The organism is Candidatus Streptomyces philanthi, from assembly GCF_059553635.1.
Genome location: NZ_JCANQV010000213.1, coordinates 1 through 10,333, shown reverse-complemented (window position 1 = coordinate 10,333; position 10,333 = coordinate 1). Strand labels below are relative to the sequence as shown.

General features: G+C 73.7%; 10 protein-coding genes. 6 read left to right on the top strand and 4 right to left on the bottom strand.

All coding sequences use genetic code 11. The annotated features are described in order from the left end of the window. Window positions 1-1,021 (top strand): ABC transporter ATP-binding protein (locus AC51EU_RS21750; protein WP_496268702.1); only part of this gene is annotated, 1,021 nt, incomplete at its 5' end. Window positions 1,022-1,076: 55 nt separating this feature from the next. On the opposite strand, the gene AC51EU_RS21745 is transcribed toward AC51EU_RS21750, so the two are convergent. After that, window positions 1,077-1,523 (bottom strand): nitroreductase family deazaflavin-dependent oxidoreductase, encoded by a 447-nt coding sequence (locus AC51EU_RS21745; protein ID WP_496268701.1) that lies wholly within the window; start codon window positions 1,521-1,523, stop codon window positions 1,077-1,079. Between the two features lie 95 nt (window positions 1,524-1,618). Further along, the gene (locus tag AC51EU_RS21740; RefSeq protein WP_496268700.1) at window positions 1,619-2,305 is read right to left on the bottom strand and encodes a TetR/AcrR family transcriptional regulator; all 687 of its coding nucleotides are present in this window, start codon (window positions 2,303-2,305) and stop codon (window positions 1,619-1,621) included. A gap of 131 nt (window positions 2,306-2,436) precedes the next feature. On the opposite strand from AC51EU_RS21740, the gene AC51EU_RS21735 reads away from it, so the two are divergent. Then, complete coding sequence (locus AC51EU_RS21735) at window positions 2,437-3,960, top strand: APC family permease (RefSeq protein ID WP_496268699.1); 1,524 nt, start codon at window positions 2,437-2,439, stop codon at window positions 3,958-3,960. Continuing rightward, the gene (locus tag AC51EU_RS21730; RefSeq protein ID WP_496268698.1) at window positions 3,957-5,567 is read left to right on the top strand and encodes an amidohydrolase; all 1,611 of its coding nucleotides are present in this window, start codon (window positions 3,957-3,959) and stop codon (window positions 5,565-5,567) included. The genes AC51EU_RS21735 and AC51EU_RS21730 overlap by 4 nt, the downstream gene beginning before the upstream one ends. Here AC51EU_RS21730 and AC51EU_RS21725 read toward each other — a convergent pair. Continuing rightward, the gene (locus AC51EU_RS21725; protein ID WP_496268697.1) at window positions 5,555-6,091 is read right to left on the bottom strand and encodes an NUDIX hydrolase; all 537 of its coding nucleotides are present in this window, start codon (window positions 6,089-6,091) and stop codon (window positions 5,555-5,557) included. The genes AC51EU_RS21730 and AC51EU_RS21725 overlap by 13 nt on opposite strands. Before the next feature lie 187 nt (window positions 6,092-6,278). Here AC51EU_RS21725 and AC51EU_RS21720 point away from each other — a divergent pair, with 187 nt between their 5' ends. The 3 genes from AC51EU_RS21720 (at window position 6,279) to AC51EU_RS21710 (ending at window position 9,409) form a co-directional block, all read left to right on the top strand. Then, the gene (locus AC51EU_RS21720; RefSeq protein ID WP_496268696.1) at window positions 6,279-7,154 is read left to right on the top strand and encodes a nucleotidyltransferase domain-containing protein; all 876 of its coding nucleotides are present in this window, start codon (window positions 6,279-6,281) and stop codon (window positions 7,152-7,154) included. A gap of 275 nt (window positions 7,155-7,429) precedes the next feature. Next, window positions 7,430-7,978: a CchlQ gene (locus AC51EU_RS21715; RefSeq protein ID WP_496268695.1), complete on the top strand. Its 549-nt coding sequence runs from the start codon at window positions 7,430-7,432 to the stop codon at window positions 7,976-7,978. Between the two features lie 108 nt (window positions 7,979-8,086). Continuing rightward, entirely contained in the window at window positions 8,087-9,409 is a 1,323-nt protein-coding gene (locus tag AC51EU_RS21710; protein ID WP_496268694.1) for a serine hydrolase domain-containing protein, read from the top strand. Between the two features lie 74 nt (window positions 9,410-9,483). Here AC51EU_RS21710 and AC51EU_RS21705 read toward each other — a convergent pair. After that, a partial coding sequence (locus tag AC51EU_RS21705) for a SulP family inorganic anion transporter (RefSeq protein WP_496268693.1) occupies window positions 9,484-10,333 on the bottom strand: 850 nt, incomplete at its 5' end.

The following is a 10,333-nucleotide window of genomic DNA, read 5'->3' as shown; positions in this document are numbered from 1 at the left end:
CGCCGACGTCACCGGCTGGACCCGGCTGACCCTCGACGCCCCGGCGGGCACCACCGTCGCCGTGGTCGGCCCGAACGGCGCCGGCAAGACCACCCTGCTGCGCGCCCTGCTCGGCCTCACCCCGCGCGCCCACGCCGCGCTGCGGCTCGGCGGCACCGACGTCACGGCCCTGCCGCCGCACCGCCGGGGCGTCGCCTGGGTGCCCCAGGACGGCGCCCTCTTCCCGCACCTGAGCGCCCTCGCCAACACCGCCTACGGACTGCGCGCCCACGGCGTCCCGCGGGCCGAGGCCCGGCGTGCCGCGCAGGGCTGGCTCGACCGGCTCGGCGTCGGTCACCTCGCGCACCGCAGGCCCGCCCAGCTCTCCGGCGGGCAGGCCCAGCGGGTGGCCCTGGCCAGGGCACTGGCCGCCCGCCCCCGTATGCTGCTGCTCGACGAACCCCTCGCCGCGCTCGACCAGACCACCCGCTCCCACGTCCGCCACACCCTGCGCCGTCACCTCGCCGGGTTCGGCGGCGTGTGCCTGATCGTCACGCACGACCCCGTCGAGGCGGTCTCGCTGGCCGACCGCGTCCTCGTCCTCGACGGCGGACGCGCCCTCCAGGACGCGCCGCCCGCCGAGGTCACCCGGCACCCCCGCTCCCCGTGGGTGGCCCGGATGCTGGGCCGCAACGCCTGGCCCGGCACGGCCACCGCCGACGGGCTGGCGCTCGACGACGGCGGCCGGGTCGTCGCGGCGGAACCGCTGGCGGAGGGCGCCCCGGCGCTCGCGGTCATCGCCCCGGAGGCGGTCTCCGTCCACCGGACCCGCCCCGAGGGCAGCCCGCGCAACGTCTGGCCCGGCACCGTCCGCGAACTCACCGCGGCCGGCGGCCGGATGCGGGTCCTGGTCACCTCGCCGGACGCCCCCGACCTCGTCGCCGAGATCACCCCGCAGGCCGCCCTCGACCTGCGGCTCACCGACGGCGCGGACGTCTGGACCAGTGTGAAGGCCACGGAGGTCACGCTGGTGGAGGTCTGACCCGGCGGGCGCGACGGGCCACGGCGACGGCACCGCCGCGTGGCCCCGCACCCCGTCAGTGCGCGGCGTCCGCCGGCTCCAGCACGAAGACCGGTATCTCGCGGTCCGTCTTCTCCTGGTACTCGGCGTACGGGGGGAACGCCTCGACGGCGCGGGCCCACCACCGGGCCTTCTCCTCCCCGGTCACCTCACGGGCCGTCATGTCCTGTACCACCGTGCCGTCCCGCAGCTCCACACGGGGATCGGCGACGACGTTGTGGTACCACAGCGGGTTCTTCGGCGCCCCGCCGATGGAGGCGACCGCCGCATAGCGGCCCTCGTGCTCCACCCGCATCAGCGGGCTCTTGCGGATCTTGCCGCTCCGGGCACCCCGTGTCGTCAGCACGATGACCGGCCGTCCCTGGAGCGTCGTGCCCCGCGTCCCTCCGGAACTCTCGATCAACTCGACCTGCTCACGGACCCATTGCGTGGTGCTCGGCTCGTACTCGCCCTGCAGAGGCATCTGTCCGTCCCGTCGTCGTAGGAAGGTCCCTCAGCGGCGCCCGCCGGACACGGCGGACCACCGCACGTCCCGTCCAACGCCCCGTCCCCGCACGATCATTCCCGGACGGTGCCCGCCCCGGGGGGCGCCCCGGACGACCCCCGCGGACCGTCCGGGGAGCGCAGTTCCGCGAGCTGGGCGACCAGCCCCCTCACCAGTGCGTCCAGGCCCGCCGCGAACGCCTCCTCGGCCCGCGCCGCCTTCCCCGGGGCGGCCGCCAGCGCCTGTGCGAGCACCGGTACCGACGAGTCCTGCCCCGCCGGGTCGATCATCACCGGCGGTGCCACGAGATCCAGCGCCGAGCCGAGCAGGAACGCCTCCACGCTGGTGAGCACCGACACCAGCCGGTCGGCGGGCCAGCCCCCGCGCGCGAGCGCGTCGACGACCTTCTCGTACGAGGCGAGGGTGGCGGGCGAGCTGATCGTGGTGGTGGCGAGCAGGGCGATGGTGTGCGGATGGCGGGCGAACGCGTCCCGGTAGGAGCGGGCCCACGCGGTCAGCGCCCGGTCCCAGGGCTGGTCGTCGAAGGCGGAGGTGTCCATCTCCTCGACGACCAGCCGCCGGACGCCCTCCACGACGGCCGCGCGTCCCGCGACATGGTTGTAGAGCGACGGCGTCCGGATGCCGAGGCGGGCCGCGAGACGGGGAAGGCTGAAGGCGCCCGCACCCCCCGCGTCGATCAGGGCCAGCGCCTCCCGGGCGATGGTGTCGGCGCTGAGCAGCGGTGTGTGCGGTCGGCCCATGGTGGTGGTCCCCTCCCTCTCCGGCCCGCCGACCGGAGAACGTTTTTCCCGCCGCCGGGGTCTTCCCACGGCGGCGGTACGGAGCGTACGGTCTGCCGGAAAACTAATGCCATTAGTCACGTGGAGCGCGCATGGTCCCACCGCCGTCGACGTCCCCCTCCCCGCCCACCGCCCGCACCCTCGAACGCGGTGCCATCGGCACCGGCGACCTCGTCTTCTTCGTCGTGGCCGCCGCCGCGCCGCTGACCGTCATGGTCGGCGTCGCACCCGTCGCGATCGGGATGGCCGGCCAGGCGGCGCCGCTCGGCTATCTGATCTCCGGCCTGCTGCTCATCGTCTTCGCCGCCGGGTTCACCGCGATGAGCCGGTTCGTCCGCAACGCCGGCGCGTTCTACGCCTACATCGGACGCGGCCTGGGCCGCCCCGTCGGCGTCGGCTCCGCCTATGTCGCCCTGCTCGCCTACAACGCCATCGAGGTCGGCCTGCTGGCCGCCTTCGGTTTCTTCACCGAATCCGGCGTCCAGGACCTGACGGGCTTCCACCTCCCCTGGTGGGCCTGGTCGTCGGCCGGACTCGTGGCGATCGGCGCCCTCGGCTACCTCAAGGTCACCCTCAGCGCCAAGGTCCTGGGCATCGCTCTCGTCCTGGAGGTGCTGATCCTGCTGGTGTTCGAGGCCGGCGTCTTCGCCCACGGAGGCGGCCCCTCGGGCCCCGACCTGTCGGTCCTCTCCCCGGAACACCTCACCCACGAAGGCGTCGGAGGCATGTTCGTCCTCTCCGTCGGCGCCTTCATCGGCTTCGAGGCCACCGCGATCTACGCCGAGGAGGCCCGCGACCCGGCACGCTCGGTGCCCCGCGCCACCTACACGGCCGTCGCCTTCCTCGCCCTCTTCTACACCTTCACCGTCTGGGTGATCATCAACGCGTACGGCGCGGACCGGGCCCAGGACGTCGCCAACGGCCCCGGCGGCACCGACATGTTCTTCGCCGCCACCCGCCGCTTCGTCGGCGCCTGGTCCGCCGACGCCATGCACGCCCTCATCATCACCAGCGCCTTCGCCGCCACCCTCGCCTTCCACAACGGCGCCACCCGCTACTTCTACGCCCTCGGCCGCGAAGGACTCCTCCCGCGCCGCCTCGGCACCGTCACCGCCCGCCACCGCTCGCCCGCGGCGGCCGTTGTCCTCCAGTCGGCGATCGCCCTCCTCGCCGTCGTCGTCACCCTCGTCCTGGGCAAGGACCCCTACACGGTCACCTTCCTGTGGACCAACGGCACCGGCATCCTCGGCATCATGCTGATGCAGGCCCTCGCCGCCCTCGCCGTGTACGGCTTCTTCCGCCGCGACCGGCGCGGGCTCCCCGCCTGGCGCGTGGTCGCCGCGCCCCTGCTGGCCTGCGCCGGACTCGGCGTACTGATCGTCATGGTGTGCGGCAACATCGACCTGCTCACCGGCGCGCCCCTCGGCGTCAACATCGCCCTGCTCGTCCCCCTGCCGCTCGCCTTCGGCACCGGCGTGGCCGTCGCCCTGCGCGTCCGCCGCCGCGACCGGGCCGCCTACGACCTGCTGACCACGGTGGACGCGGAACGCCCCGACGAACCCGAGGGCACCACGCACCAGCCCGGCACCACCCAGCGAGAGGAAGCGCACACATGACGGACCCGACCCTGGTCTTCCGCGGCACGGTACGCACCGGCGGCGGGCACCCCGACACCACCGCCCTCGCGGTCCGCTCCGGCCGGGTGCTCGCCACCGGCGCCGCGGCGGAGGCCCTGGCGCCCACCGCCGACGAGACCGTAGACCTCGGCACCGGGCTCCTCACCACGGCGTTCGGCGACGGCCACGCCCACCCCCTCTTCGGCGGCCTGGAGGAGACCGGCCCGCAGATCAAGGGGCTGGAATCGGTCGACGCGATCGTCGCCGAGGTCGGACGCTGGGCCGCCGACCACCCGGACGAGGAATGGATCGTCGGCGCCTCCTACGACCCCGCGCTGGCGCCCGACGGCGCGTTCGACGCGCGCTGGCTGGACGCCGCCGTCCCCGGACGGCCCGTCGTCCTGCGCGCCTACGACTATCACACCCTGTGGTGCAACACCGAGGCCCTGCGCCGCGCCGGCGTCCGCGACGACACCCCCGACCCCCGGCTCGGCCGGATCGTCCGCCGCCCGGACGGCACCCCCATGGGCACCCTGCGCGAATGGCACGCCTGCGACCTCGTCCTCGACCGGGTCCCGGCCCGGCCCGTCGGCGAACTCGTCGAGGCGCTCCGCAGGGCCGGCGCGCACTACGCCCGCGCCGGCCTGACCTGGGTACAGGACGCCTGGGTCGAACCGGACATGGTGACGGCCTACCTGGCCGCCGCCGACCGCGGTGAGCTGCTGTTCCGCGCCAACCTCGCGCTGCGCGCCGACCCCGCCCGCTGGCGCGACCAGCGCGCCCCCTTCGCCGCCACCCGCCGGCGCGTCGAGGCCGAGGGCGGCGACCTGCTGTCCGCCCGCACTGTGAAGTTCTTCTGCGACGGCGTCATCGAGAGCGGCACCGCCGCGATGCTGCGGCCCTACGACGACGCCCCGCACAGCTGCGGCATGCCCGTCTGGCCCGCCGACGAACTGGCCGCCGCGGTCCGGGCGTTCGACGCGGACGGCTTCCAGGTGCACCTGCACGCGATCGGCGACGCGGGCATCCGGACCGCCCTCGACGCCATCGCCTCCGCCGTCGCCGCCAACCCGCCCCGGGACCGCAGGCCCGTGATCACCCATGTGCAGCTCGTCGACCCCGCCGACCTCCCGCGCTTCACGGAACTCGGCGTCATCGCCAACTTCGAGCCCCTGTGGGCCCAACTCGACCCGCTCCAGACCGAGCTGACCGCCCCCCGGGTCGGCCGCGAACGCGCCGCGCTCCAGTACCCGATGGGCGAACTGAGCCGCCTCGGGACCCGGCTGTCCTTCGGCAGCGACTGGCCCGTCAGCTCCCATGTCCCGCTCGAAGGCATCCAGACCGCCGTCACCCGCCGCACCTTCGACGGCGACCCGGGCGAGGGCTGGACCCCGCACCAGCGGCTCACCGTCGACCAGGCCCTGGACGCCTACACCTCCGGCGTCGCCCACCAGGCGTACGCCGACGACCGTACGGCGCTCACCCCCGGTGCCCCCGCCGACGTCATCTGGCTGTCGGGCGACCCCCGCACCACCGACCCGATGGACATCCGGCACCTCCGTGTCCTCGGTACCTGGCTCGCCGGACGTCCCACCTACCGCGCATGACCCAGCCGGACGGCCGCCCCGGGAGCACCCGCCTCCCGGGCGGCCACCCCCGCCAGCAGCGCGGGAAGCCGCGGCGGCCACAACTCTTCGGTGATCTCCGCAAGTTCGACAGGCGACCACCACCGCCAGGTGAGCTTCCGACCCGCGGTCGGCGCCACGGCCGCCTCCCCGCCCGGCTCCCGCCGGGGCCCGTACGCCAGATAGATGTGCTCGTGCTGGCGCACCAGGACCCCGGCGCGGACGAAGTCGTGCTCCCAGGTGCACAGCAGCGCCCCGGGCGCGGGCCCGTCCCATCCCGTCTCCTCCCGCGACTCCCGCAGCGCCCCCTCCCGCGGCGACTCCCCGGCCTCCAACCCGCCACCCGGCATGGCCCAGTGCACCCCGACCGCCCGGTTCTCGTAACGGAACAGAAAGACGGCACCCTGCGGATCGAGGATCGCGATCCGAGCGGCCCTCCGGGGAACGGGGGACACGCCGTTCCGGCCGCTCGAAGCCGAAGCCCTGCCGTTGCCCATGGAGTCCATTCCGCCTCCTTGCGCTTGCTTCCACCGGGTGCGCGGTCCGGCCCGCGGTTTTCCGTGCCGGACCGGGCGCATCCGACGCGGCCGACCCCCCGGGCGCGGCCGTCCGTACATCCTCCACCGCGACCGGAGGCATCGACGAGATCCGCGCTGCCTTCCGCACCGGGACACCCGTGGCAAGGTACATGCCATGGACCGCTACCGGCCCGAGCGGGAGAGGACCGACCGCGCCCGCACGGGGAGCGCATCGCCGGCTGATCTTCCGGCCGGGCCCCGCAGAGTGCTGCCGTGCCTGCTCGACGCCATTCGGTCGGCGCTGGCCGGCCGACTCGTGGGCGTCTACGCCTACGGCTCGGTGACCAGCGGCGACTTCGACGAGGGCATCAGCGACATCGACCTGGTGGTGGCCCTCTCCGGGCCGCTCACCCCGGAGAGCCTGTGTCTGCTGGAGACCGCGCATCGCCGCTTCTGGCGGAAACACCCCGATTTCATGGACCGGATCGACCTCGTCTACGTACCCGACACCGTGCTGTCCGGCGGGAGAGTCCCCGGCCGCACGCCTCCCTTGCTGGCCTCGGTGTCGCCGGGCTCGCCACTGCACACGACACCGGCCTCCCGCGACTGGGCCCTGAACTGGCATCTGGCACGCGAGGCGGGCGTCACCCTGCTGGGCCGGCCGGTGGAGACCGTCGTGCGCCCGGTGTCCGGCGACGAGATACGCGCGGTGGTGGCCGCCGACGTCCTCACCCTGCGCGGGCGCCTTCCCCAGATGCCACATCGGGGAGGCCGGGCCTACCTCGTACTGACGGCATGCCGGGCCCTGTTCACCCTGACCACGGGCGACCAGGCCGGCAAGGCGGAGGCGGCCCACTGGGCGAGCGAGCGATGGCCCGTCCTCGGCCCGCTGATCCACGCCGCCCTGACCTGGCGCAGGACGCAGGCGGTCCGCGACGAAACCCCGCTACCGGCCGACTTGGCCGCACTCCTGGACAACCTGCTGACGATCGCGGAAGAGTTGGCGAGCCGCTGTCACGCCCCGGTCACCGGTCCACATCCGCGGGCCTGACCGGCCGTTGCACGAGACCGTCCGCATGGCGTTCTTGCGGTCCCTTTCCCAGAGCCGATCGAGGCAGGTGCGGCCGACAAGTTGACCGGTCTCGTGCCGGATACACCGAAGGAACCCGTCCGGCTCACCGTGTGCTGAGCCCACGGATTCCGCGCAGCCCTGCCCCGCGGAGCACCGTGGCCCCCCGCCGGCACCGCACACCACCGGCTCTGTTCTTCGCCGGGAGCCACGACTAGATTCGGGGCCTCGACATCGTGATCATTACGGGGGCTGACATGGACTGGGGGACGCTCGTCGCGACGGTCAGCGGTGGTTCGATCGCCATCGCCGGGACCGTACTCGCCGACCATCTGCGGCATCGCCACGAGGACGACCGCGGAGCGGAGGAACGCCGCCGGGGCGTCTACCTCGACTTCATCACCGCGGCCGAGGCGTGCCATACGCGGCTGCGGCAGATCGCCCAGGCGCCCGGCGCCGAGCCCGACCTGGAGGGGGCCACCCGCGCGGCCCTGAAGGACGCCGCGATCTACGAGGCGCGGGAACGCCTGTTCCTCGACGCGACCACCGAGGTCGCCAGCGCCGGCCAGACGATGTTCGAACGGCTCCGCGCCCTCCAACGCGCCGTCGCGACGGGCGCCGAGCCGGCCTCACCCGCCTTCCACGACGCCCACCACCCCTATATCGGCGCGGTGTGGTCCTACCGCGTCGCCGTACGCCAGGAACTGGAGGGCCAGCCCCTCTCGCCCGCCGCCTTCGGATGGGACAGATGGGACGGCACGGACCGCTGCCCGAGGTGCCGGGAGACGGTCACCGCGGACGCGTGAACGACGACCCGACCGGCGGGATCGTGAGACGTACGGCCTCGGGAGCGAGGGAGGCCGGGGCGTTATCGTCCGACCCGACGGCATACCCGACCGGGAAGGCGGACCGCGATGCTGGACGGACTGGACGATTTCTGCGCGAAGGCACTGGCCGAACACGGCTGTGCCTCGGCCTCCGTCGCCATAGCCGAACGCGGGGAGATCGTGCTCGCCCGGGCCTACGGGTACGCGGACACGGCCGCGCGCCGGCCGGCCACTCCGGAGACCGTGTACGGTCTGGCCTCCATCACCAAGGCGTTCACCGCCACCGCGGTCTGTCTGGCCGCCGACGAGGGGCTGCTCGACCTCGACGTCCCGCTCCCCGGAAGCTACCGGTGGACGGCGCCGACCGTGCGTCAGGTGCTACGGCACCGGGGCGGCTTCCCGGCGTTCTACACCTTCCACTACGGCGGCGGCCCGCTCCCGATCGACATCGAGCGTTACCGCACGCTCGTACGCGAGCCAGGGACCGATTTCGAGTACTCCAACCTCGGGTACCACGAGCTGGGCACGTTGCTGGAGTCCGTGACAGGTCGAAAGCTCGGCGATCATCTGCGCGAGCGGATCTTCGCCCCGCTGGGTCTCGGCAGCTTCGCGTTCGGGACCACATACACCGGAACCTCGCCTGTCGCCGAGCGCTACTCCGTGGACGGCCGCCCGTACGACACCTGCGCCACCGGGCATCCCGCGGCCACGGCGGGATGGGCGACCGCAAGCGATGTGGCGCTCTTCGCCCAGAAAGCGTCACAACTGCTCGAACCCGCGACAGACGCGGCCGTGTACGACCCCATGCCGGTCAATGAGTACGTCGGCTACGGGCTCGGCCGCGTCGTGTCGTACGGCCCCGGGCCGGTGATCCGCAGCCACGGCGGCGGCATGGGCGGGATCGCCGCCATGATGATCGAGGTCCCCGAGCGTGATCTCGCGGTCGCCGTCCTGACCAACTCCACCGGCAAGGGCGCCCGTGACGCCGTCGTCGGCGCGCTCATGGGCGAACTGGTCCCGGGCTTCTCCCCTGATCAGCTCGACCCCGTCACCGAGCGGGCCCGGTCGTCGGCTCTGGCGCCGGGTGAATGGGCCGGGGAGATCACCACCGCCGAGGGCCGCGTCCCGCTGGCGGTCGCGGTCCTCGCGGACGGCCGGACGGAGATCCGGCTGGCCGACGGCCCGCCGTGCCCGGCGCCGGCCACGGCCTCGCGGCGCTGGGACCTGTGTGTGGCGGCACCGCTGCAACTCCCCACCGCCGACGCACGGGTGAACAGTCCCGACCTCTTCCTTCAACTCCGCGTCGAGAGCGGAAGGCTGACGGGGAGGGCCGTCACCTTCAAGAACGGTGACCGGGAGGGCCGGCTGGGCTCCTACCTGGTGCACCCCTGCGCACTGCGTCCCCGCTGACACCGCGACCCGGTCCCTGGTGAGGGGCGGACGCCCGGATCATGCCCGGCGCCCGCCCCCTCGTACCCGACTCCTTACGCCGTCAGGGCCTCCGCCCGGCGGCGGGCCCGGCGGTGTTGTTCCGCCCAGTTGCGCAGGGCCGTCGCGCAGGCGTGGTCGAGGTGGCGCAGGCCGGCGAGGTCCAGTTCGATGTCCCGGTCGGCGGGGAGCGCCGCGAGCTGGTCGAGCAGTTTGGGCAGTCGAAGGAAGGTGGCGTTGCCGAGGGCGCGGACCCGTATCGGGCCCTCGCCCTCGGGTATGTCGACCGCGAGCTGCACCTGCGAGGTGTCCCAGGCGGTCTTGACGACCGCCAGCAGCAGACCGAGCAGTACGCCCTCGAACATGTTGACCGTCACGATGGCGACGGCCGTCGTGGACAGCACCACGGCCTCACCACGGTGCTCCCGCCACAGCGGTCGCAGCTCGCGCCAGGGGATGAGCTTCCCCCCGGCGTGCAGCAGGATGCCGGCGAGCGCCGCGACGGGCACCACACCGAGGGCGGCGGGGAAGGCCGCGGCGAACAGCAGCAGCCAGACGCCGTGCAGCACCCGTGACAGCCTGGTCCGCGCCCCGGCCTGGACATTGGCGGCGCTCCGTACGATCACCGCGGTCATCGGCAGCGCGCCGAGCAGCCCGCACACGGTATTGCCCGCGCCCTGCGCCATCAGCTCCTTGTCGTAGTCGGTGCGCGGCCCGTCGTGCAGCCGGTCGACCGCGGCGGCGCTGAAGAGGGATTCCGCGGAGGCGATCAGGGTGAACGCCAGGACGGTGCCGAGCACGCCGAACTCGGTGAGACGCCCGACGTCGGCGAGGCCCGGCGGTTGCACGGCGTCCAGCAGGCCGCTGACCTCGACCCGCGCCACCGGCAGCCCGAGGAGGGGCACC